Genomic DNA, 25738 nt, shown 5'->3' on the forward strand with positions numbered 1-25738 from the left:
CCCATTCGTTCTTATTTCGGCAAAATATTTTTCTCAAAAATTTGAGTAGGAATGGCCACTGTACAACATGCATTCGGGATATCCACAATACCGCTAATTCGCCCTTCGATCGGAGCCGTACTTAAAATCATATAAGCTTGTTCCCCTGTGTAGCCAAGTGTTTTCATATATTCAATCGCATTTAAACATGCCCGACGATACGCTAACGTCGCATCTAAGTAGTGCTGCTGGCCACTCTTTTCATCGACAGAAATGCCTTCAAACACTAAAAAGTCATTGTAGTTCGGTTCAACTGGACCAGGCTTAAACACTGGATTTTCGGTAATATTATACTTCTCCATTCCACCTTTAATCACGTCGACCTTTAAATCGATCCATCCTGCCATTTCGATACCGCCACAAAAAGTGATTTCGCCATCTCCTTGCGAGAAATGAAGATCCCCAACCGATAACTTCGCTCCATCAACAAATACTGGGAAGAAAATGCGCGAACCTTTTGATAGATTTTTAATATCACAGTTTCCGCCGTTTTCCCTCGGTGGAACCGTTCTCGCACCTTCCTTAGCCACCCGATCAAACTCCGCTCCTTTTAACGTTCCTAGCACCGCACGCTCAGGATTCGGTAAATTTGCCAGTGTCGGCACTCGATCAGGATCGGTTTCTAGCAATGCTTTTTCACGTTCATTCCATTTATTTAATAACTCCATCGAAGGGGCTACACCAATTAACCCCGGATGAATGATTCCAGCAAATTTCACACCCGGCACATGTCGAGACGTCGTATAAATCCCTTCAAAATCCCAAATTGATTTCGCTGCTTCTGGATAATGATCCGTTAAGAAGCTTCCCCCATTTTCTTTAGAGAAGATACCGTTAAAACCCCATTCTTCTCCTTGAAATGCTCCGATGTCCAAAATATCAACGACTAATAAATCACCAGGTTCCGCTCCATGGACATATACGGGACCGCTCAACACATGCACGCGTGACAAATTGACATCACGGATATCACTCGGATCATCATTGTTACTGATTTGTCCATCTGTCCAATCTTTACAATCCATTCGAAACGCGGTACCCGGCTCTACCGAAAAGGCAGCTGGAATATCCGGATGCCAGCGATTATGTCCTGGATGCGCTTGCTCCTCCATTGGTTTACTTAAGTCTAATCGAAACATCGTCTTTGGCATAACCATTCTCCCTTCGACTCATTTTTGGTCAAGGTTTCTCATGGTAGTAATCATTGTATGCGTTTACATTTTATCCATAAATATCGATAACTGTCAATATATTCAGATATTAATAGAGATACAAAAGCATTTTATTCCATAAAAAGCTGATGTTATTCAATTGATTGAGCCTTTTTATTCCTATAGAATGAAAAGAAAGAATACAAGGAGACCCTTTAATGAACACAAGAATTTTAACAGCCATCACCCAAATTGAACAAGAATATAACGTAAAAGTTTTATACGCCTGCGAATCCGGCAGCCGAGCTTGGGGCTTTCCTTCAAAAGATAGCGATTATGATGTGCGATTTATTTATATACATAAGAAGGAGCATTATTTAGCCATTGATCCTATCGGTGTTGGCAAAAAGCGAGATGTGATTGAGTTGCCTATTGATGACCTGCTTGATATGAGCGGATGGGAGCTGACGAAAGCATTAAGACTATTTCGCAAATCAAACCCACCTCTGTTGGAGTGGCTGCATTCACCGATTATTTATTATACGGCTTTTTCTACAGTGGAGCAGATGAAACAACTTCAACAAGAGGTATTCGCACCGCACTCCTGTATGTACCATTACTTAAATATGGCTAACAAAAACTACCGTGAATATTTGCAGCGTGATCAAGTGAAACTGAAGAAATATTTCTATGCCCTTCGTCCTGTTCTTGCTGCTAAATGGATTAAACAATTCAATGAATTTCCGCCGCTTGATTTTCAAACATTGCTAGACAACATGCTTCCTGAGGGAAAGGTAAAAAGCGAAGTCGAGCTGCTATTGAAAAGAAAAACAGCAGGTGAAGAGCTAGATAAAGAACCGCCAAATCCATTGATTAATGCGTTTCTTTATGAAGAAATTATTCGTCTTGAAGCGTATGCTAAAAGTATTAACTGCTCCACTTCTGATCCAACAGCAAAACTAGATCAGTTGTTTCGAGAAACATTAGACGAGGTTTGGTAAGGATAAAGAAATAGACAAACCGCCACTACAAGAGAACAAACTGATAGAGCAATTATTTACTTAGTGGCGGTTCCTTGTCTTACGAATGACAAAAAATACCATTGAGGCCTCTTCTTCTTTTTAGTACTTCGGTTGCGAAATCGGGGCTACTTCCTCGATCGTTTTAAAAATATTAGTATAAACATCTTGAATATTCACTTTATTTTTGACGCCGTTATACAAAAAATATCTCCAAACGTCATCTTTATATTCTTCTTCCTCTCCGCTATAAAGATACCCGACGGCATAAGCTGTTTCTTCCATGTTAGGCGCTGTTTCGTATGTCACGTCTTCGTGTACGAAAGGCAAATGCGCTTTCTTTGATTCGAAGAAAAAAGTAGGAATTTTTAAAGCTTTATAAGTGGCTACATACTGGTCATCGTCAGCCTCAGCAAACTGCTCTGGCATAATGAAAACAGAATCAAACTTATCAGATACTTCCTTTGTATTTGCAGAAATTTCTTTTAACGATAGAGCTTCAAAATCTATATTCTTCTCCCTCACTTCTGGGATTTCACCAACCACACCAATCGCCAAATCTTGTCCCTTATATATTTCAGACTGTATCTCGTTTTTATTACACCCAGCTAAAACAAACATGACCAACATCACTCTCAAAAGGATGTTCCTCATTTCATCTCCTCATTCCTACTTTTTCCTATCGTTAACGCATAACCTAATCCAAACGATTGCTTCATAATAACCTCCGTTTTACAAAAAAGTACATTGAATCCATTATGCATGCGGAATTTTTTTCTTTTTCCGCTGAAGTAACACCCACGACAACACTCCTGTTAGTCCGCTAAAGAAGGCATAAAGCAGAATATTGTCAAATGAACTCGCGTGATCAGCATATGTGCCCTTTTCATAAAAATATCTCCAAAACCAGACATCAAATCCAATCTGTACAACGAGTTGAGCTAATACGCCCAGAATAATTCGGTTACTGATCCATGTTATAGCTAACCCTAAGCCAATCGCAATAGGAATGACCCATAAAGTCAGCGTGACTGGATGAAACAAGGTTGAAATACTAACCATGATACTCACTCCTTATATGAGAATTCCACCCACTACAATAAAAGACAAACCCACCATTACAGTAAAAGCTTTCATACACCTCCAAGGAAGTTGACCGATTGCTTTGACCATGAACTCCATCTCCAAAAAGCCGCTAGCCCCCAAAATTCTTTGATTGCTGTAATCCTCTTTTTTCAATCTAAACACGGAAGAACAAACAATCATGAATCCCCATACCATCAATAATATTCCTAGAAAAATGTTCACAGCATTCACCTGCCTTTCTCTTTCGTCTACGTCTTTAATATGGAAAAAGTTTCATTTCCAAAAAAGCGCAAGTACTATGATAGTTGTGAAAAAAATCGGCTTTATCTTATTTTTCATTCGATTCACCTTCTGTTAAAGGGGAGGATCCCTTTTTCTAAGTGTTTATTATATCACACCAATGCTTAGCATTTTTACCACATATTTGTAAAGTAAACTTGACATCCATCCCTTTTGTAAAGTATCCTTTACGTAAAGCTAACTTTACTAAAGGGGAGTGATGGATTGGAAAATCGGATTAAAGAGCTGCGAGCGGCCCATCATTTAACGCAAGATGAATTGGCGGACCGTTTAGATGTCTCAAGGCAAACGATCATTTCTTTAGAAAAAGGAAGGTACAACCCTTCGATCCTGCTCGCGTATAAAATTTCACGCGTGTTTCATTGTACGATTGAAGAGGTTTTCTTATTTGAGGAGGAGAAAAATGATGAGTGATTTTATGTTTGGTGTGATCATTTGGCTAGCAATTGGGGTTGTTACATTAGCTATTATTTTTTTGAACCATCGTCACTTAAAGAAAAAGAGAATCATCGACGAACGCTATGAGAGGATTCACCAAATGGGGAGAAGCTATGCTTGGGTCACTTCCGCTGCCATCATTTTTATCGTCTGGTTCATCTCACTTGTTGTTTTCGAGTCTAAGCTTGCTTTTTTCCTTATTACCGCGATATGGGTGGGACATAATATCTCTTACATCATCGGTGCGGCTATCGCACAAAGCAAAAATTAATTTCGCGCAAAAAAGCTGCCAAGAATTTCTTCTCAGCAGCTTTTCATTATTTCTTTTGTTCATCCGAATGATCATTATAATCGTAGTTAGATGGATCAACTGGTGTAAAGCCTTTTGGTTTGTGGAAGCGCAGTAAGTCTTTCGTGACGATTTCATCCGACATTTCTAAACGCTTATCAACGGATTCTTTCATTTGTTTAATCTCTTCCGTTTCTTCGATCGGCTCTCCAGTTGCAGTATTGTAATAGTTGCCTTTAATGCCTGTGACGTCTTTACTTACAAAGTCTCCGCTACGGAATGGAACGATCGGATTATGGTCTTTAGATAATAAATCTGTTCCCATATGGAGATAGTCTTTCGTATCGACACCAAGCAAGTGCATTAATGTTGGCATTAAGTCCACTTGACCACCATATTGATGCTGCACGCCGCCTTTCACACCTGGTACGTGAATCAACAATGGCACACGTTGAAGCTGCGCATTTTCAAACGCGCCTACTTCTTTGCCTAATACAGTAGACATCGCCTCGTTATGATTATCAGAAATTCCGTAGTGATCCCCATACATGACGATCACGGAGTTTTCATACAAGCCGGATTTCTTTAAATACGTAACAAATTGTTTAACAGCTTCATCTAGGTATCTAGCTGTTTGGAAATAACCATCAACCGAAGAATCACCTGTATGATGTGGTTCAATCGTTGCTTCCTTTTGATCCATTGGATACGGGAAGTGGTTCGATAATGTGATAAATTTCGTATAGAACGGCTGCGGCAATGTTTCTAACAACGGAATCGATTCTTCAAAGAACGGCTTATCTTTCAATCCGTAATTCATTACATCGTTTTCATTCATATCGTAATAGTTGGAATCAAAAAAGCGATCAATTCCAAAAGCTTTATAAATCTCATCGCGATTCCAGAAAGATTTTGAATTGCCATGGAAGGCCGCTGACGTATAGCCTTGCTGGCCTAAAATAGCCGGTGCTGCTTGATATGTGTTGCGCCCTTTCATTGAAAATGCTGACCCTTTTGGCAAGCCAAACAACGAATTCTCTAACATAAATTCCGCATCAGACGTCTTTCCTTGTGCCGTTTGATGGAAAAAGTTATCGAAATAAAACATATTTGGATCATGCGCTAATGAATTAATAAACGGTGTAACTTCTTTTCCATTCAGCTTATAGTCAATAATGAAGCTTTGCAATGACTCTAAGTGAATATAAATGACGTTTTTCCCTTTAGCCTTTCCAAAGTAAGCAGGATTCGGCTCAGCATAAATGGATTTAGTGAAGTTCTCTACTTCTACGACATCACTGCCGTCAGCTAATGCACGCTGCGTTGAAGCTTTCGTGCTTTGAATCGCGTCATAAATTGTAAAGTTATACATTCCTAAATATTTGACAATGTAGTTTCGATCGAACGTTCTCGTTAATAATTGTGGTCGATCGATTTCAGCCAAGGTTAAGTTCACCGTAAACAAAATAATCGCTGTTAAAAACACAGCCGCTCTGTGACGACGAGGGATTTTCACTGACTCTGGCTTCACATACTTAGAAAAATAGAAAACCATTAAAATCAACGTATCTACAAAATAGAAAACATCATATGGTTTAAATAAAGCACCCATACTATTTCCTATACTACTTACGTTCGCTGTTTGCGTTAGCGTTGGCAACGTAATAAAGTCAGTAAAGAAACGGTAATAGGCAATATTTGCATACAATAATAAAGATAATAGAAAATGGATTCTAATTATCCACTTAAATAATTTTCTTCCTTTAGCAAACAAAGCAAATCCAATAAATAAAACGGCCGAACTTATCGGATTTATAAATAGCAAAAACTTCTGCATCGCATTTTCAATGCCTAAGTCAAATTCTACCTGATAAGCAATATACGTTTTTATCCAAAGAAGTACGACAGCTAAAGAGAAGAAAATGAAAGGCTTGCTGACAAGTGATTTCTTATTTGTTGCATCCTTCATCACATTTTCACTCCTTCTTATATTTCAATCAAATAAACTACTTTTACAAAAAAACAATAAAAAAATAATAAATTCTTAGCAATCAAAAGTCAACTAAAATCATTTGGGAACCAGTTTAATACTGTAACATAGAAACTTGGATAAATAAACACCCTTTTTCCGGTAAAACATCATGTCGTATGCTAAATGGAGGGATAAACATGCTTTTGCACAAAATAACGAATCCCCCAACAACAAACGTTGGGAGATGTTCATTCTACCTTCTTGAAATATTATTATTACAAGTGATAGTAGTCGCGATCTTATCCATTTTTTTAGATGTGTGGTTTTATTTTTCCTTATTTATATTACCTGCTAATGGAGTCATTTGTTTTGTCACTGGAGTCATCGCTTCTTTAGAAGAGACCGCTAAAACGAGATATTATCCTTTGCTCACTTTGTTAGTAGGCATCGTACTTCTTATGGCTACTCTATTATTTTGGATGGGGTTCACATTTGGCGGCTAGCATCCTCCCCATCTAAAACTATTTTTTATTATTAGAGCTCTCTGTTTACAACCGATTGCTTTAAGTTAGCGATAAACTCTTCCAGTCCCATTACATAGGAAGCTTCTTGCCCATGTTTCCTGACACTCACCGATTGACGTTCCTGTTCTTGGTCTCCAACCACAACAATATAAGGTACCTTCTTCATTTGCGCTTCTCGAATTTTGTAGCCGAGCTTTTCTTCACGGAGATCAAGCTCCACCCGCAAGCTTTCTTGTTTCAATCGTTTACCGATCTTTTCTATATACTCTTTGTGAACATCATTGGATACCCCAATTACTGTTACTTGAACGGGTGCTAGCCATAAAGGAAATACGCCGCCGAAGTGTTCTATTAAAATACCGAGAAAACGATCAATTGATCCAAACACGGCTCGATGAATGACCACTGGACGGACTTTATTGTTTTGCTCATCAATATATGTGAGATCAAATTTTTCTGGCAGCTGAAAATCTAGTTGAATCGTTGCACATTGATGGCTTCTTTTCAGCGCATCTTGAATATGAATATCAATTTTCGGCCCGTAAAAGGCACCATCTCCTTCATTTACTTTATACTGGTAATTAAGATTGTCTAATACGTTCTTTAAGGCTGTTTCTGCTTGATCCCACAGAGCTCCTGCCCCCATGAAATCAGCTGGTCTTGTCGAAAGCTCAATCTCATAGTGAAAGCCAAATGTATGATAGACTTCATCAATTAACTTTAATGCCGCCATGATTTCAGCTTCAATTTGATTCGGTGTGACAAAAATATGGGCATCATCTTGGCAAAATGTCCGAACTCGCAATAAACCATTTAAAGCTCCGCTGAATTCATGGCGGTGAACTTGTCCAAACTCCGCCATCCGAAGCGGCAGATCCCGATAAGAATGCAATTTGTTTTTAAAGATCAGCATATGTCCAGGACAATTCATCGGCTTTAAAGCAAACTTTTGATGCTCCACTTCAGAGAAGTACATATTTTCTTTGTAGTGATCCCAATGCCCTGATTGCTCCCATAATTGTTGATTCATCATCGTTGGAGTACGAACTTCCTGATAATCATGTGCATGCTGTAGCTTTCGTAAAAAAGACTCTAATTCATTGCGAATCACTTGCCCATTGGCTAAATAAAACGGCATACCCGGTGCCTCTTCAGAAAACATAAATAAGTCTAACTCATTGCCTAATTTCCGGTGATTTCTCTTTTGTGCTTCTTCAATAAAATGAAAATAATCATCTAGCTCTTCTTTAGAAGCAAAAGCAACGCCATAGATACGTTGCAGCACTTGATTATTGCTGTCTCCTCGCCAATAAGCTCCTGAAATATGAGTCAACTTAAACACTTTAATATACCGAGTCGCCGGCAAATGCGGACCGCGACATAAATCGAAAAATTCCCCTTGACGATAAATTGTCACCACATCTTCAGGCGGAATCTGTTCTAGCAATTCAAGTTTTAACAGATCGTGAGCAAACAGTTCTTTCGCTTTTTCTCGTGATACTTCCTCACGTGTAATCTCAAGGTTTTCAGCGATAATTTTATTCATTTCTTTCTCGATCTTTGGCAGTTCATCAACTGCTAAGTGATGTTCCATGTCAATGTCATAGTAAAAACCATTTTCAACGACAGGACCTACACCTAAATGAACGTCTCCATACAAACGCTTGATGGCTTGAGCTAATACATGGGCTGTTGTATGTCTCATAATGTCTATCCCAACTGATGAATGAAGGTCGTATAATTCAATCTCTGCATCCTTATCGATGCTACGTTGTAAATCATACAACGATCCATTGACCTTACCAGCCACTGATTTCTTTTTTAAACTTGGACTAATCGACTGCGCAATTTCTGCTAAAGATACCCCTTTTGCATACTTCTTTTCCTTTCCATCTGGAAACTTAATGACCACTTCATTTACACTCATGTTTTCAACACCTCTTATCATTTTTTCGCATAAAAAAACACACGCATCCCTAAAAAAGGGACGAGCGTGTGTTAGACCCGTGGTTCCACCCAGATTCCCATCATGTTTGCTTGCTATGATGGCTCCTTTGACTGTATCGTAGCCACTACGGTATTGATTACTATTCTTTCACCAATACAGCTCCAAGGGGGTAAGTCATTTTTTCGTGTTAGGAAGCTCCCAGCCTTGACTTCCCTCTCTGTGAACCGTAAAAAATGCTCATGTCCTTTTCAACGCTTATCTTTATAAAATAAAAAACACACACTCATCCCTCAAAAAGGGACGAGCGTGTGTTAGACCCGTGGTTCCACCCAGATTCCCATCATGTTCCTTGCCATGATGGCTCCTTTGGCTGTATCGTAGCCGCTACGGTATTGATTACTATTCTTTCACCAATACAGCTCCAAGGCGGTAAGCTATTTTTTCGTGTTAGGAAGCTTTCAACCTCGACTTCCCTCTCTGTGAACCGTAAAAAATGCTCATGTCCTTTTCAACGCTTGTTTTATATAGTTCACTACTATAATGGATGTGGAAATTCAAGTCAATAAAAAGTTAAAATTTTCTTTTTATTGGCCTTATTTCTTCTAGAGCTAAATTTTTTCTTAGATGCTTGTAACTGTCGGAAAAATTGATTATGATTGGTAACTAGACAACCGCAAATTTTTTCATTACAATACAATTGATACTAATTCTCAATAAAAACCGAGAATTTTATCACACTACATACAAAGGAGTTTTTACCTATGTTGTCCAAGACTTTACGCGATGCCTTAATCGATCAAATGAATTTTGAATTCTATTCAGCTCACACTTACATGGCAATGGCCGCTTATTGTACGTCAGAAAGCTATGATGGTTTTGCAAACTTCTTCCTCGTCCAAGCAGAAGAAGAACGTTTCCATGCAATGAAGCTATATCACTATATTAATGATCGCGGCGAAAGAGCGCTTATTTCCGGCTTTGAAAACCCAAATAACGAGTTTTCTTCTATTCTTGAAGCGTTCCAAGTCGGATATGAACATGAGAGAGAGGTCACTAAGCGTTTTTACCACCTTTCCGACATTGCGATGGACGAGCGCGAGCATGCGACAATGGCATTCCTTAAATGGTTCATTGATGAGCAAGTGGAAGAAGAAGCCACTTTTGATACGCTCATCAATAAAATCAAACGCATTGAAAACGACTCAAATGCTCTCTTTATGCTAGATACGGAGTTAACCGCTCGTACATTTGTAGCACCAGCAGAATAGGAAAATGATCTATTCTCTTTGTTCTGCCTATGGACTGCAGAATCATGTACTAAATAAATTTTAACATGAAGAAAGCCGATTTTCCTTACACTTAGGAATCATCGGCTTTTTGAATGGAATAAGAAAGCTTGTCGGAAGGTCCTTCGCTTTCAACTAGTTTTTAGCAGCAGTTACTAGCTCCTAATAAAACGAGTCCTGTACCATCTTCATTTTCTTCTTTATCTAACGTTAATTCATCCGTTTCTGTCATTTGTGAATCGAATGCCACTTTAATGCCATTAATTGTTTGAACCGTATCGGACTCAAGCGGTGGATCTAAAGTTAAGGAAAATTGCGGGCCGCAGCAGCCAGCCACGGAAGTTAAGCGAATGCCTTCTGCACCTTTTTCATTTAAAAAACTTTGCAACAATTGTTTAGCTTCATCTGTAATTTTCATTTCTGATTCCTCCTTCAAATCAATTTCTCACTGACTACTGAATATAATCTTTCAGCTGATCATACCCAATCTTTTCTTCTCGTAACCAAGGAATAATGGCACATTTCTCTGCTTTATGGTCCTTGACTTCTTCAACCCATTCTTTTTCTGCTATTGCTTTGCTCTTTAGAAATGGGTCGTTCGTATTTGTGACAGATAAACTTTGATTAATCACCCACCATTGCGGATGAATACTAGCCCGTTTTAGATCCTCCTGTAATCGAGAGGCTTCTAAAACAGGTGTTGCTTCTGCAAGTGTGACAATCACCACGGCTGTTTCTTTTGAGTTTCGAATTTGCGGCAATAAGTTTTTTGCACTTTCTGGTACAGTTCCTGTTGATCTAGCCATTTCTTTACTATAAGACTCAGAAGCATCCAGTAATAATAAGGTATGTCCCGTTGGTGCCGTATCTATGACGACCATTTCATTTTCTGCTTTGGCTACTACTTCCGCAAAAGCATGAAAAACAGCAATCTCCTCTGTACATGGCGATTCTAGATCTTCCTTTAAGTAAGCAAGACCCGCTTCATCTAAGTCCTTCCTTGATTGTGCTATTACTTCAGCTTTATACTTCTCCACTTCTACTTTGGGGTTAATTTCACTAATAGTTAAATTTGGATGTAGATACCCACTCTGAAATTGATAGTCTAGGTGAGCAGCAGGATCAGTTGTTGTTAAGTGGACACGATGCCCCTTTTCAGCTAGCCCTACCGCAATAGCTGATGCAACGGTTGTTTTTCCTACTCCACCTTTCCCCATTGTAAAGATTAACTTTTTGTTGTGAACTGAAAAATCATCAATAACTTCTTTTAATCCTGAAAGATTATTTGATGGATTTTTCGTGTATACCTCTGTTACTGGCGTTTGTTCGTATAGTTTAAACAGATGTCGGAGATTTTCCACACCTGTTAAAGAGTAAGGAACATACGGTAACGAGTACATATTGATTTCTTGTAAACTTTCTGGTAACCGCTTTAATGACTTCCTTTGTCGATGATAAAAAGCGGATGAGATTTCATCTTCTTCATTATGCTTTTGAAGGAGTCCGTTGATGATAAGCATTTGATTTTGAATACCAATCTCTTTCAACTCAGTGGAAGCACGATCTGCTTCTACAAAAGCTGACACATCCGGTCTTGTCACTAATATTAGTGTCGTTTTAGTTGGATCGGAAAGGACAGACATCGCCCTTGAATAGAGCTCTTTTTTCTGTCCTAATCCAGATAAAGGACCTAAACAGGATGCCCCATGCGTACTTTCTTCTAAAAATCCTGTCCAAGCAGTCGGAAGCTGTAAAAGGCGCAACGTATGACCTGTTGGAGCTGTATCAAAAATAATATGATCATAACGATTAACAATCTCAAGATTGGTGAGAAAACCTGTAAATTCATCAAATGCAGCAATTTCAACTGTACAAGCCCCTGATAATTGCTCTTCCATCGAAGCAACCACAGCTGCTGGAAATTTATCTCTATAAGGACCAACTACACTTTCACGATAAGCTTTAGCAGATGCCTCAGGGTCGATATTGCTCACAAATAAATGTTCAATCGACGGAACAGCTGTTGGTGTACTTGTTAACTCTATGCCAAATACATCTTGTAAATTAGATGCAGGATCTGTACTGATGAGTAAAACCTTTTTCTCCCTGTCAGCTAAGGCGACGGCTGTGGCGCAGGCCGTTGACGTTTTCCCTACCCCACCTTTTCCTGTTAAAAACAAAAATTTAGTATGAATATGATTTGGACTGAATGTAGGATACATATGGCTTCCTTCTTCCCCAATTATGATAGTTGTTCTAAATTGATCGAAAGTCGAACTTTCGGCTTCTCATTTAATTCTTCGACCTTTACTTCAAACCATTGGGCAAATTCTTCATTCGTTGGATAGATTCCTATTTTTACTACTTGATCATTCACTAAAACAACAGGTAAAGCATCGGGACCTTTTTCCATCAATACACGATTGATTTCATCGTTTTCAGCAAATTTGTCGGGATGATTTGTTAATTGGTATCGCTTAATATGAAAACCTTTTTTCTCTAGCGAATAAACAGCGGATGCTACTCTAGTTAATTCTGGATCTACGCTAGGCCCGCATACTCCAGTGGAACAACACATTGCCGGATCAAAAATTTCAACTTTATTCATGTGATAAACCTCCTATTATATGCTTACTTTCCAGTTTCCGAAAAACGTTGGATTCTTTCACCAATTTCATCACGCACACGCTGGAAGAACGCCCATTTTTCTTCGTCTGTTCCTTCCGCTTTTGCCGGATCATCAAACCCCCAGTGCTCACGCTTCACATGCGGTGGAGTAATTGGACATTTATCGGCTGCATCTCCGCATAATGTGACGACTAGATTTGCATGATTCAAAATTTCAGGATCAATCATGTCAGACGTTTGATTTGAAATATCCATACCAACTTCCTTCATTGCCCTTACTGCATTAGGATTCAATCCATGCGCCTCAATACCGGCACTATAAACTTCCCACTCTTCCCCTAAATATTTCTTTGCCCATCCTTCTGCCATTTGGCTTCTGCAAGAGTTTCCCGTACATAAAAAATAAATCGTCTTTTTAGCCATCCCTTATGTCTCCTTTTAGTAAAGTATTAACACGATATATAAACCTAGTAACGTCATGAATAGAATCGGAATGGTTAAAACGATTCCGGTTTTGAAATAGGTTCCCCAGGAAATTTTCACTCCTTTTTGAGATAAAACATGGAGCCATACTAACGTTGCTAGTGATCCAATTGGGGTAATTTTCGGACCTAAGTCTGATCCAATCACATTGGCATAAATAAGTGCTTCCCGAACCGCACCTGACGTGCTCGTTTCCGTAATGGCCAATGCATCGATCATAACAGTTGGCATATTATTCATGACGGATGATAAGAAAGCAGCAAGAAAGCCCATTCCGATCGTTGCCGCAAATAATCCTTGTTCAGCCGTTGCTTGAATGACACTGGCTAAGGAATGAGTTAGCCAAGCATTTCCTAACCCATAGACGACTACATACATGCCAATGGAGAAAAATACAATACTCCATGGTGCCCCTTTCATAACGGCTTTCGTGTTTACTGCATGACTTCTGCTTGCCATAAACAAAAAGAAGATAGCGACCGCTCCTGCCACAATGGATACAGGCATTTGAATGAACTCACTTGCGAAGTAACCAATCAGTAAGATAGCAAGCACATACCAGGAAAGACGAAACATTTTTTCGTCCTTAATCGCTTCTACTGGCTGTTTTAATTTAGATAGATCATACGTTTTCGGAATACTTTTTCTAAAATAAATTAATAATACCGTGATGGTTGCCGTCAATGAAAAAAGGTTCGGAATCACCATTCTTGAAGCATATTCGACAAATCCAATATGAAAGAAATCGGCAGAAACAATATTCACTAAGTTACTTACCACAAATGGTAAAGAAGTCGTATCTGCAATAAATCCACTTGCCATGATAAAGGGAAAGATCATCTTTTCCTTGAATTCCAAATGACGAACCATCGCTAATACGATCGGCGTCAATATTAAAGCGGCCCCATCATTCGCAAATAACGCGGCGACGATCGCACCTAACATACTCACATACACGAACATTTGAATGCCATTCCCTTTAGCCGCTCTCGCCATATGCAAAGCAGCCCATTCAAACAACCCAATCTCATCTAATATGAGTGAAATAAGGATAATGGCAATAAATGATAATGTGGCGTTCCATGTAATGTCTATTACTTCTAGTACATCATTAAGTCCAACAACCCCTACTAAAAGGGCAAGGAGCGCTCCCCCACAAGCTGACCAGCCGATGTTTAAGCCCTTAGGCTGCCATATGACGAAAATCAGTGTTACTAAAAAAATGCCCGATGCCAATATTGCTGTTGTCACGACACTAACCTCCATTAATCACAAGAGATGCGCAATCCCTTTTCTTCCAGTTCTTTTAATTTAAAGGCTTGGCTCGGAAGATGCTCAAGCAAGCTGTGGACGAAAGGATAATAAGAGCTATCCTTATTTAATGAATAAATCATCCATTGTCCTCTTCTCATTTCCTGTACCAATTCAGCATCTTTCAACTTGCGAAGGTGTTGACTAATAGCTGGCTGGCTCATGTTAAAAATCGCCACAAATTCACAAACACAATAATCATTCGCATCCAGCATTTTGACCATCGTTAGCCTTGTTTTATCCCCTAATAATTTTAAGATCGTTGCAGCTTTTCCTATTTCAACTGTTGATCCTTGCATAAAAAACACCTCCTGCACTCAGCTTCGCATGAATATATAACGATTCACTTATATAATAATATGCTTATATATTAATTACAAGGCCGAATATTCCTAAGCTTAACAAGCATAGCTTGCTTTGACTTGCCATACAGCCAAGCTCTTCACCTATTTGCTTGTCCAGTTCATTGCTTTGAACTTGCGTAGCATTTCTGTATTCTTTTTCATTGGTTTATTTCCCCACCGTAAATCATCATCAAAAAAAGAGCCCATTAGCTAGGATAGGCTCTTAACAGTTTTTTACATTCTTCATATGTGACTTCTTCATGAAGCGGACAGTGAGGATTGGCTGCTACAATTTCAGCCGCTTGAGTAACTGTCGTTAATACATTCGCATATTCTTGTGTATGCTTCATATATAAAGCTTTAATAAAAGGAATTTTGCTAGGATCAGCTACATACTTAGGTGGTAGATGATTTAGGGAGAGAGCTAGCACATCTCTTAAACAATTTTGACATCCACAGGCTATTTTTAACTGATCCTTGTACTCTTCGATTACATCTCTAACAATTTCTTCCATTGCATTTTTTACAGTCATCTTCATTTCTCCTATCCTCATTCATAAGTAAGTACATTCAAAAAAAGATTGATTACTTCTATTATCGGAAATATTTTACTTACCTTTAATAAAAATACATATTTTTAAATATTTTTTCATAGCTTACAATAGGTCTGGAGAACCATTAATGAGGTTTTGTTGATATAAAAAAACGACTGCGATGACAGTCGTTTTTTGTATGTAACCTAGTTAGCTAGTCAGCCATGCGGCAATCAAGACGGTCGATGAACAACCACCGTATGAGCCGGGCTCATGGATTTGATCGAACTTATAAGCTGTAAGTCTTGATTTTTGAATGGTAAGAGTCTTGATTTTTGAGCTCTGAGTGCTGAACGTTGAGCTTTGAGCTTTTATCCCAATTTATCTAGTGTCTCACTAAATGATCTCATTATGATAAAAGTTAGAGCGGCTGTAAGGTCAAAGCCGCTAGCACCTGTTCAGTTGCCTTGATTTTCGACTAACTAACGAGTATTCATTTATTCAGGTACTTCAATTTCTGTCAGCGTATTGGACGTGGACAGAACGAAATCGACTTCCGTTAAAAACTCATCAATCTTTTTCTCTAGCTTTTCATATTCATCACGTAATTTTAGCGGGTCAACGATTTTCGCTTCATGCTTTTCACGATAACTTCTCGTCAGCTCGTTGCTTTCTTCGACTTTCAGTTTTGCTTCTCGGCCGTATAACACTTCTAATTGACGGTCTAGCTGTTCCTTGACCTCTGCATTAATCTCTTCTACCTCATCTGTCACCGATGAAAACTCGCGCTTCATCTTGTGCAGAAGCTCTTGCTCATATTGGATCGATGTTTTGCGCTCAATCGCTTCGGCAACCGTATATGTATGACCGGCGATTTCCACCTTTGTCATTGCGTTCGATAACACAATCGCTGACTTAATCGCATTTCGGCGTTTAATCAAATCTAACGTGGATTGATAGCTTGCACGTGCTTTTTCTTCAAATTCCTTCACAGAAGCAAAGCCACTGACCGGTTTATTACCAACATGGTATTGAACCAATGGAGTAGAATTCATCATTGAATGAATCCGTTTATCTAACAGTTTCAGTTCAGCTAACGCTCTCGTAATTGAAATTTTCATACGTAACAACCTCCATTTTTTATCAATATACCATAATAGTTTAATACATACATAGCCGGAAGCTTCCTCTTTGCTACATAAACGCTTTTGGATCCGACAATTTCATAAACTGATATAACTCCTCGCTCGCGACTTCTTTGCCGATACGCCCCATCATAAAGTTATAAGGATAACCTGCAATATCTGGTTCATTTGTTGGTATGTCCTCAAAACGGCTCGCCTGTAGCATCTTTTTCAGCAATTTTTTATATGCGTGCGCATCGCCATTCGTCATTTGTAAATCCCAATGCCAGTAATATTCTAGTGAAATAATGATTTTACTTTCAAGCGCTTGGTTAGATGTTACTGCTTGAACGAGTCGTTTTGCTATCCCACGCCCCCTAAAACCTGGTGCTACTTCCACTACACCTAAAGTTCGAACAAAAGGCAACTTACTCCATCTTTCTTCTCTTTCGGGCGGCAGTACGATCGTATAGCCAATAATGGCATCACGATCGATTGCTAAAGCCATTGCTACTTCCTTGCTCAGCTCTGCTCGCAAAGTAGCTTGCTGCTTGTCCGGCGCACGAAAGCGATTGAGCAAAGGGTGGAATGTAAGCCTTTTCATATTCATTTTGACTGCTTCCTCGTTCGAAATGATTTCAACCATCTTCATCCTCCGTTCTCTTTTTTCAAAATAAAAAACCCTTTCTTAGAAGAAAGAGCTGAAAACGGCAGAAAAAAGCATAAGAAAGATCACTGCCGCTTCAATTTCTCACTCCCCGAAGAAATGAAACTTACGGAATCTATGGCAGGTCTCCTGACTCGTGCTTCGTTTGACGATGAACCTTCCCATATAAGCAAGCTTACACAGTGGTTTTCTCATGCCATCCACACTTACAGTTGCGGGGACAGTTTTGGCTTCACACCAAATTCCCTATTAAGTCGCTAGCGACACCATAAATTCCTAATATTCAGTTATTATTTATTATAAAGAAAAAATAAACCAAAAGCAAAAAGACCGCCTCCATAGAGACAGCCTTTTCATCAACTATTACATTTCCTGATGCTGAGTGGCAATATGCTTTTGATAAAAAGCTGCCATTGACGCTTGCACGTACGGAACTAACCATAAATACCCGATACCGAAAGTAAAGAGAGCAAGAAACGCCCAGCCGATAAAGCTTAAATACAACACAAAATAATTCCATTTATATCCTTTCATGCGGCGTTTACTTTCTGAAATTGCTTCAAGGGCAGATAACTCGGGATGATCTTTCATAATAAAATATGCTTGCGAATAAGACATGCTTTTAATAATCCCAGGAATAATCAGTAATAAAGACCATAAAAAGACGAAAATCCCGATTAAAATGGACATCCAAATCGTTTTAAATGCCAGACCACCGTTCGCATAAACTGAAAATACCTCTCCGACGCTTTGACGCTCTCCCCGAACTAAATGTAAAAAGAACCAATAAATCGAAACAGATAGAGGGATGATCGCAAAACTAATGATTAAACTCAAGATCGAAGAAGATGCGGGGGGTGTATCTTGATTGATCCAATTACTCCAGCCACCGCTAGTAACCACCTCAAACATGGTAGGCACGACTCCACCGATGGCAAACATGATCAACATGAGAACAACAGCCGTTCCCCAATTTCCTGCTAACGCTTCTCTCGCATCCTTTTTAATGCTTGAAATATGAACAGTCATTGTTTTTACTCCTTTCTTTTTATGGTTAAATTGTAACATAAATATCTATTTTGGAATTTACTTTTTATAAATAAATTCTACAAATTAAGAGATATTTCTTCCAAAGATCTCTATCGTTTGCCGCAATGGAACAAAATTCTGCCCATTCCACCTTAATACATTGTTGACATATCCGAGCCGATCGGCGTTATATTGACCAGCAATATTTTGAAACGTCACTAATTCATATGTTCCATCCCTCTCCAAATCGATGGGATATATTCCTGCTAAAGGCGAGACAAAGCCTTGAATTGGTTGCCTTAACGTTCCATCAGATCGGTAAATAGCCGACAAATACGCTAGCTCTTTATCTTTTAAGCTAAGTGTATAGCGCTTTTTCAGAACAGCGCTTTCCACTCTTACTGTATATTGATCTTGATATTGAACCTTATATTGGTAGTTCTTATTAAATACATCTGAATCAAACAACAGCTTCATGTTTCCTTGCTGAAATGAATAAATGTACGCATAAACCGTCCCCCCGCTTCCGCCTGAATCAATCACGATCAACACATCATTAATCTGCTCTCCTGTCATATCACCGAGAAAAATCGTTGGCTTATATCCAGATCCTTCTTTTAAAGGAATCGTTTCAACAGACTGATTGTAGTAGCGAACAACAAGGGTTATGTTTTGAACATGGGCGCTTCCCTCCTGTTTGGTGCCAATCAAATAAATGGTATCCGCGTTTCCATCACCTGTGATATCCCCTTGCTTCACATCAAGCACCACTTGATCTCGATGGAACCACTCATATTGTCCATTACACTTGCGGAAATAAAAAGGGTGTTGCTCTTTTATGACTAACAAGTATTCTTTTCCTTGCTCTTCGTAAGCAACGAGCCATTCCTTTTCCTGATCTCCGTCCACATCTACTTGCACAATTGCTGGCTGATTCGGCTCAATCTCGATAATACGAGCCTGTTGCGGCAAAAAAGACTGTATTTGTTTATTCATTCCCTCCCCCCTTATTTCACTTTATGCAAATGGCAAGTCCAACAATTCTTATACTGTAAGTAAAAAATGAAAACTGCTATGATAAACAAGAAAATAAAAAAAAGGGTGTCAATAATGAAAAAATATTGTGTAATCGGAGCAGGAATTTTAGGCGCTTCTACCGCTTATCACCTCGCGAAAGCTGGCGCTGAAGTGATGATCATTGACCGAAAAGACGAGGGCCAAGCCACAGCCGCTGCAGCAGGAATTATTTGCCCATGGCTATCACAGCGAAGAAATAAAGCATGGTACCGGCTTGCGAAAAACGGTGCTCGTTTTTATCCTGAGTTAATTGCGGAGCTTGAGCAATTAGGCGAAACAAACACAGGATATGCCAAGGTTGGTGCTTTGAGCTTGCATGACGACGAAGAAAAATTAGTCAAAATGAAAGAACGTGCCTTGAAACGGCGAGAAGAAGCCCCAGAAATTGGTGAAGTGACGATTTTAAGTCCCGCTGAAGCCAAAGCTTTATTTCCACCGCTTCAAGATAAGTACGGAGCAGTTCATGTGAGCGGAGCGGCGCGCGTTGATGGACGAGCGCTTCGCGATGCCCTACTCGCAGCAGCGATAAAACTAGGAGGCACTTTCATTGAAGGAAACGCTCAATGGACAGGAGAAAAACGAAACAGCCGCGAAATCAATGTCAATAATCAAACGCTCACCTTTGATCAAATTATTATTACCGTAGGTGCTTGGGCAAAACCATTGCTAGCGTCGTTAGGTGTACAAGCACAAGTTGAACCGCAAAAAGCACAAATTGTTCATTTCGCGCTGCCGAATGTCAAAACAAATCAATGGCCAGTCATTATGCCGCCGAACGATCAATACATTTTAGCGTTTGATGATCGCATTGTGGCTGGGGCGACTCATGAAAATGAAGCAGGCTTCGATACACGCGTGACGGCAAGCGGAATGCATGAGGTGTTAGACAAAGCACTGCATATCGCCCCTGGCTTAGCAGATGGCACCATCCTTGAAACGAGAGTCGGCTTTAGACCGTTTACGCCTGGCTTCTTGCCTGTGTTCGGTCCCCTTCCTGGGCATGAAGGTGTGCTCTTTGCCAATGGGCTTGGCGCATCCGGCTTAACAATGGGCCCTTATATCGGATCAGAGCTTGCTAAAATCGCTTTAGGGCAGGAAACGGAGGTCAATCTTGAAGATTATGATGTCATTAGTGCTTTACAATAAAAAGGAAAGAAGTCAGGAGAGAAAAAATGAGCAATGAAACAGGTTACATATGTACTTCTTGCGGTCAATATCATGCAGAACTGCCCATGAGTTATGGAAGCCCGGCTCCAGACTATTGGTTTACGATAGATCCAGAAGAAAGAGAACTTCGAGGAGAACTCAATTCCGACATATGCGTCATTGATGATGAATATTTTTTCATTCGGGGATGTATTGAAATCTCTGTCAAAGGAGAAGAAGAGCCGTTTGTATGGAATGTATGGGTATCTTTAAGTGAAGCTAGTATGCATACAACCATTGATTTTTGGGAAGAAGAAGGAAGAGAAAACAAGGTAGCACCGATGTTCGGCTGGCTTTCTACCTCCCTTCCTTGTTATCCAGACACGTTGAATTTAAAAGCGATGGTTCATACTCGTGAAGTAGGAATGCGTCCCTATATTGAACTAGAACCGACTGAACATCCATTGTCCATGGAGCAACGCATAGGCATGACAATGGACCGTGTGCAAGAAATTGCTGAACAATTATGCAGTCAAGATAACGAAGTCTAAAGTATCAAAGGGGGCGTCCCAATAAGTCCTTAAAACTAAAAGAGGTGAAGAAAAACAACTTGTTTTTCTCCACCTCTTTTAGTTTATCTCCGGTATTTTTTAAACGTAGGTAGTAGATGCCAGCTACTTTCAGGAGATTATGCGCTGAAGCCGCAAACCTGAATTCTATGTGCACCTTGTCAATCCAGAACGCTTTTCTATGAAATTTTTTGTTTCGGACAACAATTCACCATTTCAAACTCTGAGAGCATGAATGCACAATAGCTTTTGAATCTAGGCCGACTTCCTCTTTTTTATATACTGATATAATAGATAGCTAGATAGTAAAGCAATAAATACGTAAATGACATCAGAGTAAATACCCATGTAGTAAAGGATGATATCCCAAGATTGTCCTAATTTCGCTCCCGCGTACACAAGGAGTGTGTTCCAAATAAGTGTGCCCACCGTAGTTAATAATAGAAACAGCCAGATTTTCATATTGGACATCCCTGCTGGAATTGAAATTAAGCTGCGAATGAGTGGAACCATGCGACAAAAAAAGACCGTCCAATAGCCTTTGTGGTCAAACCATTCATCGGCTTTTGTCACGTCTTCTCGTTTAATTTTTAAGACGTGTCCCCATCTGTCTACAATATGCATCATTCGTTCCACATCCATTAGCCGACCAATCGCGTATAAAATTAAAGCACCAGACACAGAACCCGCTGTGGCTGATAATATCACGCCGAACATGGTTAACGATGTGGTCGTTGTCATAAAGCCGCCAAATGGCAAAATGAGTTCAGAAGGAATAGGAGGAAATATATTTTCTACACACATGAGCAAAAAAACACCCAAGTAACCAAACTGTTCCACCACTTGCTCAATCCATTGTTGCATCGCAAACCTCCGCCAAAATAGTCATTTACTTGCTATATATATGCGAAAAAATCGTCAATATTCTTAATATATTATAATAAACTATTTCAATGATTTCACAAAATTAAAAACACTTGCTACTGTGCAAGTGTTTTTAAGCAAGTTCGCTTATTTTCACGAATCCCCATAAATCTTCAATCGGACAAATACCATGACGAGGTAAATCTTTAAATTCATAAAAGGCATAGTCTTTCCACGAATGCAGATCTACCTTAATCTCGATTTGTTCGTTTTCCTTCCAAACAAACTGACACTTCTCATTTAGTAGACTAAGCAACTGAACACTAGTTTTTACTTCTGAACCTATGTGCGATGCATCTGCCATTCTTTCCCCTCCTATTTGTTTGCCCTCTTTTAATTTCTTCCTATTGTATACTTTTTCCTCCTTAAACATGCATATTTTTTAAATCTTTTAAATTGTAAAAATCCGCCCTTTCAAACAGGCGGATTCGACCTTTCATTATGGCTGTTTCAGAATATAAAGTGAAACTTCAATCAGTGGGGGTTTTCTTCATCCCCCACTGATTGTTAGTTGAACGGATCGGGCGTTTACGGGCTGTTGATCCCCCACCTACACGTCTGCGATTCTTCTGCCATGTTGAGGTGGGGGTCTTACAGCCCGTTAATGCGGGATAAACTGTCAGTTGATCACGCAACATTCGCTTTTTCAAATCCCCTTTATATTTATTTTTTCGCCTGCTCTTCTAACTGTTGACGCAAAACAAATTTCTGGATTTTCCCGCTGGCATTTCTCGGCAGTTCTTCGACAAAAATATACGCGCGCGGCCGCTTATAATCCGCTAGCTTCGGACTATTTTTGCATAATTCTTCTAGCTCTTCAGCCGTGACGACCTTTTCTTTCTTAACGATAAAAGCGATCACTTTCTCTCCCCATGTTTCATCGGGTTCCCCAATGACAGCTGCATCTAGCACGCCTTCATGTTCAAACAGCACATCCTCTACTTCACGAGGATAAATATTTTCCCCTCCACTGATGATCATGTCATCGACGCGATCGGCAATCCATAAGTAACCCTCTGGATCAAAATAACCAATGTCTCCGGAATGGTACCACCCTTGATCAAGTGCACGTTCGGTCGCTTCTGGTCGGTTAAAGTAGCCCATCATCATACTCGGGCCACGCACAATGATTTCTCCTGGCTCAAAAGGAGCAGCAATATCGTTGGGATCAGATGGTTGCTCTTCTCTTGTTCTGACAATTCGAATCTCGTGATTAAGCAGTGCCCGCCCCGCTGAACCTGCTTTTGTAATTTGTTCATCTTCCATTAAAAACGTAATCGCCGGGCCCATTTCCGTCATGCCATACGCTTGGACAAATCGCACACCAATCTTTTCTTGGCACGCACGCACTAAAGCGGGAGCCATCGGAGCGGCCCCATATAATCCGAGTGTTAAAGAGGAAGTATCATATTGGCTTAAATCTTCTTGCAGCAGCATATTCCACATCGTTGGAGCTGCAAAAAATTTCGTAATCTGTTCTTGTTGAATGAGCGAAAGTACTTTTTGAGGATGAAACTGATGAAGGATGACATTGCTTCCTCCGACATGGATGCGCGGTAAAAATGCACAATGCAGCTCAGCACAGTGGAACATCGGTGCAGTCACAAGTCCGCGGTCTCGGCTGGAAAGTTTAGTTGCCCAAATCAGCTCTTGTGATTGTTCAATCATATCGCGATGCTTATGCATCACGCCTTTTGGCCGGCCGGTTGTCCCGCTCGTATACATAATGGCATACAAATCGTTTTCGTTGACATCTGCTATCGGTTTTTCTGTTGATTGATGCTTTATTTTTTGATGATAATTCACCGCATAGCTCGGAGTATCCTCATCCGTATACCAAAATGCGGTTTGCGGAAAACGCGATTCAATGGCGGTGATTTGATCTTCTAACGCTTGTTCGAATAGCACAATTTTCGGTTGGGCATCTTTTAAAATGTAAGCCGTTTCCTCTGCCATTAATCGAAAGTTAATTGGATTGAAGACCGCACCAATTTTACAGCATGCAAAGTAAGCCGTCGCTAGTTCTTCCCGATTATATAAATAGGTGGAAATGATATCCCCTTTTTGGACTCCTTCTTGACGAAAAGCGTGGGCCAGTTTATTCACTTCTTCATTCCATTGCTTGTATGTGTAACGATTTCCACTTCTTTCATCATACAGCGCTTCTTTCTCAGCATATTGCTGAACAGTTAATTCAAAAACATCTGCAATTGTTACATACATCTTTTTTCCCCCTCTTTAAGAAAATGATTACATGATTGGATGAAACCTTTGCCGCAGTTGGTATTTTAATATTTTTCCAGATGTATTCCTTGGAAGTTCATCGACAATAATTACTTGGCGAGGCACTTTGTAGCCAGCGAGCTTTTGCCGGCAAAAGTGGCGAAATCCCTCCTCATCCAACGTTGCTTTAGGCTTTAGCACAACAATGGCCGTTACCCTCTCTCCCCATACTTCATCTGGGAGGCCGATGGTGGCAGCTTCTAAAATACTCGGGTGTTCATACATCACTTGCTCGACTTCAATCGAATACACATTTTCTCCACCGCTAATGATCATATCTTTTTTCCGATCGACTAACGTTATATATCCTTCCTCGTCCATCACTGCTAAATCACCGGTATATAGCCATCCATCCTGTAATGCTCGCTTCGTTTCTTCCGGTTTCTTATAATATTCCTTCATCACTGTCTCCCCGCGAATGACGAATTCACCGATCATACCTGGAGGAGTCTCTTTTCCTTCTGAATCGACCACCTTTGCTTCCGTCAAAAAAATCGGCTTTCCACCTTTCCCAAGATGATATTTATGTCCTTCAGGATCTAACATAATCCCGCCTGGCCCCGCCTCCGTTAATCCACATAAGTTGTAAAACTGATCCGTTTGAAACAGCTTCATGCTCTGTTTCACAATTTCAGGCGGCATTGGAGCTGCGCCATAACTGCATCTTTGGATAGAAGAAAGATCGTATTTTTCCTTATTCGGCACTTGCAAAATGAAGTTATACATCGCAGGAACACCGAAAAAATGCGAAATTTCTTCTTTTTCTATCGTTTCTAACGCTTGAACGGGATGAAACTCACGATGAATCACATGAGTGGCTCCCAAAATCACGCCAGCTACTAAAAATAAATTCAGCTGAGCGGAATGAAACAAAGGGGCCAAATGAAGAAAACGGTCATTCGAACGAATGCCCATTGCAGCGATCATTGTCATCCCCACATTAAACACGCGTCGATGATCAAATAATGCTCCTTTTGGCTGACCCGTTGTACCCGAAGTATAAAGAATTTCAAGGTCGTCACTTTCTGACACAACTACCTTTGGTTCATCTGTGCAAACAGCAAGGAGAGATTGGAAGCTGACATGATTCACCGTTTGTCCAGCCACAACCACTGCTTTCACAGCGGTTTGCTTCTTAGCCGCTTGAATAATGGGCTCATATTCTTGATCACAAAAAACAAATAAAGTATCCGACTGCGCTAAAATATAATGAACTTCCGGTGAAGTGAGCCGAAAGTTAACAGGGACAACCACCGCTCCAATCTTTGCACTAGCGAAATAAGCAAAGACGAAGTAGTCCGAGTTTTTCATCATTAAGGCAATTTTATCTCCTTTTTGTACACCTAAGTCCAGCAACCCATGAGCAAGCCGATTTACTTGCTCGTTAAACGCTTTATATGTGTACTCTCTACCCTCACAATGAATTGCTCGCTTTGTCGGGTAATTTCTTGCATTTAGTGCTAAATAGTAGCCAATGTCCAATTCACTCCCCCCTTTTTTGGTTATTTCATATAATAGATTTGCAACTTTTATGCCAGCACGAAAAGAGCGATCTGGACAAAAGATCG

The 25738-nt window shown here is 39.9% G+C and carries 28 protein-coding genes, 1 riboswitch and 2 other annotated features; of the genes, 7 read left to right on the forward strand and 21 right to left on the reverse strand.

Annotation, left to right across the window (positions count from 1 at the left end; genetic code table 11):
* Nucleotides 1–11 precede the first annotated feature (11 nt).
* Entirely contained in the window at nucleotides 12–1190 is a 1179-nt protein-coding gene (gene fmdA, locus IRB43_RS12175) for a formamidase (RefSeq protein WP_203363753.1), read from the reverse strand.
* A gap of 218 nt (nucleotides 1191–1408) precedes the next feature.
* Between fmdA and IRB43_RS12180 the strand changes: the two genes are divergently transcribed.
* A complete protein-coding gene (locus tag IRB43_RS12180; protein ID WP_203363754.1) occupies nucleotides 1409–2191 on the forward strand; it encodes a nucleotidyltransferase domain-containing protein in 783 nt (260 codons plus the stop codon).
* Between the two features lie 120 nt (nucleotides 2192–2311).
* On the opposite strand, the gene IRB43_RS12185 is transcribed toward IRB43_RS12180, so the two are convergent.
* From IRB43_RS12185 to IRB43_RS12195, 3 genes are all read right to left on the reverse strand, one after another.
* The gene (locus IRB43_RS12185; protein WP_203363755.1) at nucleotides 2312–2848 is read right to left on the reverse strand and encodes a hypothetical protein; all 537 of its coding nucleotides are present in this window, start codon (nucleotides 2846–2848) and stop codon (nucleotides 2312–2314) included.
* A gap of 117 nt (nucleotides 2849–2965) precedes the next feature.
* The gene (locus tag IRB43_RS12190; protein WP_203363756.1) at nucleotides 2966–3271 is read right to left on the reverse strand and encodes a hypothetical protein; all 306 of its coding nucleotides are present in this window, start codon (nucleotides 3269–3271) and stop codon (nucleotides 2966–2968) included.
* A gap of 12 nt (nucleotides 3272–3283) precedes the next feature.
* Complete coding sequence (locus tag IRB43_RS12195; RefSeq protein ID WP_203363757.1) at nucleotides 3284–3526, reverse strand: hypothetical protein; 243 nt, start codon at nucleotides 3524–3526, stop codon at nucleotides 3284–3286.
* 273 nt (nucleotides 3527–3799) lie between these two features.
* On the opposite strand from IRB43_RS12195, the gene IRB43_RS12200 reads away from it, so the two are divergent.
* Nucleotides 3800–4009: a helix-turn-helix transcriptional regulator gene (locus tag IRB43_RS12200; RefSeq protein ID WP_203363758.1), complete on the forward strand. Its 210-nt coding sequence runs from the start codon at nucleotides 3800–3802 to the stop codon at nucleotides 4007–4009.
* Complete coding sequence (locus IRB43_RS12205; RefSeq protein ID WP_203363759.1) at nucleotides 3999–4304, forward strand: hypothetical protein; 306 nt, start codon at nucleotides 3999–4001, stop codon at nucleotides 4302–4304. The genes IRB43_RS12200 and IRB43_RS12205 overlap by 11 nt, the downstream gene beginning before the upstream one ends.
* 46 nt (nucleotides 4305–4350) lie before the next feature.
* Here the strand turns inward: IRB43_RS12205 and ltaS are convergent, their stop codons facing one another.
* Complete coding sequence (gene ltaS / locus IRB43_RS12210) at nucleotides 4351–6291, reverse strand: lipoteichoic acid synthase (RefSeq protein WP_203363760.1); 1941 nt, start codon at nucleotides 6289–6291, stop codon at nucleotides 4351–4353.
* A gap of 200 nt (nucleotides 6292–6491) precedes the next feature.
* Between ltaS and IRB43_RS12215 the strand changes: the two genes are divergently transcribed.
* The gene (locus IRB43_RS12215; RefSeq protein WP_203363761.1) at nucleotides 6492–6797 is read left to right on the forward strand and encodes a hypothetical protein; all 306 of its coding nucleotides are present in this window, start codon (nucleotides 6492–6494) and stop codon (nucleotides 6795–6797) included.
* A gap of 31 nt (nucleotides 6798–6828) precedes the next feature.
* Here IRB43_RS12215 and thrS read toward each other — a convergent pair whose 3' ends face one another.
* Nucleotides 6829–8745, reverse strand: a complete 1917-nt coding sequence (gene thrS / locus IRB43_RS12220) for a threonine--tRNA ligase (protein WP_203363762.1) — start codon at nucleotides 8743–8745, stop codon at nucleotides 6829–6831.
* Nucleotides 8746–8798: 53 nt separating this feature from the next.
* Nucleotides 8799–9027, reverse strand: a binding site (T-box leader).
* Nucleotides 9028–9059: 32 nt separating this feature from the next.
* Nucleotides 9060–9287: a binding site (T-box leader), on the reverse strand.
* Between the two features lie 240 nt (nucleotides 9288–9527).
* Between thrS and IRB43_RS12225 the strand changes: the two genes are divergently transcribed.
* A complete protein-coding gene (locus IRB43_RS12225) occupies nucleotides 9528–10034 on the forward strand; it encodes a ferritin (RefSeq protein WP_203363763.1) in 507 nt (168 codons plus the stop codon).
* A 160-nt stretch (nucleotides 10035–10194) separates the two neighbouring features.
* Here IRB43_RS12225 and IRB43_RS12230 read toward each other — a convergent pair whose 3' ends face one another.
* The 11 genes from IRB43_RS12230 to IRB43_RS12280 form a co-directional block, all read right to left on the reverse strand.
* Complete coding sequence (locus IRB43_RS12230; protein ID WP_203363764.1) at nucleotides 10195–10470, reverse strand: iron-sulfur cluster assembly accessory protein; 276 nt, start codon at nucleotides 10468–10470, stop codon at nucleotides 10195–10197.
* Between the two features lie 34 nt (nucleotides 10471–10504).
* Entirely contained in the window at nucleotides 10505–12274 is a 1770-nt protein-coding gene (gene arsA / locus IRB43_RS12235; protein WP_203363765.1) for an arsenical pump-driving ATPase, read from the reverse strand.
* Between the two features lie 20 nt (nucleotides 12275–12294).
* Nucleotides 12295–12660 (reverse strand): arsenite efflux transporter metallochaperone ArsD, encoded by a 366-nt coding sequence (gene arsD, locus IRB43_RS12240; protein WP_203363766.1) that lies wholly within the window; start codon nucleotides 12658–12660, stop codon nucleotides 12295–12297.
* Between the two features lie 23 nt (nucleotides 12661–12683).
* The gene (gene arsC, locus IRB43_RS12245) at nucleotides 12684–13103 is read right to left on the reverse strand and encodes an arsenate reductase (thioredoxin) (protein WP_203363767.1); all 420 of its coding nucleotides are present in this window, start codon (nucleotides 13101–13103) and stop codon (nucleotides 12684–12686) included.
* Nucleotides 13104–13118: 15 nt separating this feature from the next.
* Nucleotides 13119–14414, reverse strand: a complete 1296-nt coding sequence (locus IRB43_RS12250) for an arsenite/antimonite efflux transporter (protein WP_203363768.1) — start codon at nucleotides 14412–14414, stop codon at nucleotides 13119–13121.
* Nucleotides 14415–14428: 14 nt separating this feature from the next.
* Complete coding sequence (locus IRB43_RS12255) at nucleotides 14429–14773, reverse strand: ArsR/SmtB family transcription factor (RefSeq protein ID WP_203363769.1); 345 nt, start codon at nucleotides 14771–14773, stop codon at nucleotides 14429–14431.
* A gap of 251 nt (nucleotides 14774–15024) precedes the next feature.
* Nucleotides 15025–15351, reverse strand: a complete 327-nt coding sequence (locus IRB43_RS12260) for a late competence development ComFB family protein (RefSeq protein WP_203363770.1) — start codon at nucleotides 15349–15351, stop codon at nucleotides 15025–15027.
* Nucleotides 15352–15848: 497 nt separating this feature from the next.
* A complete protein-coding gene (locus tag IRB43_RS12265) occupies nucleotides 15849–16472 on the reverse strand; it encodes a hypothetical protein (protein ID WP_203363771.1) in 624 nt (207 codons plus the stop codon).
* A gap of 73 nt (nucleotides 16473–16545) precedes the next feature.
* Nucleotides 16546–17121, reverse strand: a complete 576-nt coding sequence (locus IRB43_RS12270) for a GNAT family N-acetyltransferase (RefSeq protein WP_203363772.1) — start codon at nucleotides 17119–17121, stop codon at nucleotides 16546–16548.
* A 123-nt stretch (nucleotides 17122–17244) separates the two neighbouring features.
* Nucleotides 17245–17428, reverse strand: a riboswitch (cobalamin riboswitch).
* 77 nt (nucleotides 17429–17505) lie between these two features.
* Nucleotides 17506–18171 carry a DUF975 family protein gene (locus IRB43_RS12275; RefSeq protein ID WP_203363773.1) on the reverse strand — a complete coding sequence of 222 codons (666 nt, stop codon included), beginning with the start codon at nucleotides 18169–18171 and terminating at the stop codon, nucleotides 17506–17508.
* Between the two features lie 84 nt (nucleotides 18172–18255).
* Nucleotides 18256–19167, reverse strand: a complete 912-nt coding sequence (locus IRB43_RS12280) for a hypothetical protein (protein WP_203363774.1) — start codon at nucleotides 19165–19167, stop codon at nucleotides 18256–18258.
* A gap of 114 nt (nucleotides 19168–19281) precedes the next feature.
* On the opposite strand from IRB43_RS12280, the gene IRB43_RS12285 reads away from it, so the two are divergent.
* Both IRB43_RS12285 and IRB43_RS12290 read left to right on the forward strand, forming a co-directional pair.
* A complete protein-coding gene (locus IRB43_RS12285) occupies nucleotides 19282–20394 on the forward strand; it encodes an NAD(P)/FAD-dependent oxidoreductase (protein ID WP_203363775.1) in 1113 nt (370 codons plus the stop codon).
* 26 nt (nucleotides 20395–20420) lie between these two features.
* The gene (locus IRB43_RS12290; RefSeq protein WP_203363776.1) at nucleotides 20421–20945 is read left to right on the forward strand and encodes a DUF2199 domain-containing protein; all 525 of its coding nucleotides are present in this window, start codon (nucleotides 20421–20423) and stop codon (nucleotides 20943–20945) included.
* Between the two features lie 273 nt (nucleotides 20946–21218).
* Here the strand turns inward: IRB43_RS12290 and IRB43_RS12295 are convergent, their stop codons facing one another.
* From IRB43_RS12295 to IRB43_RS12310, 4 genes are all read right to left on the reverse strand, one after another.
* Complete coding sequence (locus IRB43_RS12295) at nucleotides 21219–21827, reverse strand: DedA family protein (RefSeq protein WP_203363777.1); 609 nt, start codon at nucleotides 21825–21827, stop codon at nucleotides 21219–21221.
* Between the two features lie 133 nt (nucleotides 21828–21960).
* Nucleotides 21961–22191: a hypothetical protein gene (locus IRB43_RS12300; RefSeq protein WP_203363778.1), complete on the reverse strand. Its 231-nt coding sequence runs from the start codon at nucleotides 22189–22191 to the stop codon at nucleotides 21961–21963.
* A gap of 359 nt (nucleotides 22192–22550) precedes the next feature.
* Complete coding sequence (locus IRB43_RS12305; RefSeq protein WP_203363779.1) at nucleotides 22551–24110, reverse strand: fatty acid--CoA ligase; 1560 nt, start codon at nucleotides 24108–24110, stop codon at nucleotides 22551–22553.
* A gap of 27 nt (nucleotides 24111–24137) precedes the next feature.
* The gene (locus IRB43_RS12310) at nucleotides 24138–25652 is read right to left on the reverse strand and encodes a class I adenylate-forming enzyme family protein (RefSeq protein WP_203363780.1); all 1515 of its coding nucleotides are present in this window, start codon (nucleotides 25650–25652) and stop codon (nucleotides 24138–24140) included.
* Nucleotides 25653–25738 lie beyond the last annotated feature (86 nt).

It is taken from the genome of Bacillus sp. REN10 (assembly GCF_016820555.1).
Classification (GTDB): domain Bacteria; phylum Bacillota; class Bacilli; order Bacillales; family Domibacillaceae; genus Bacillus_CE.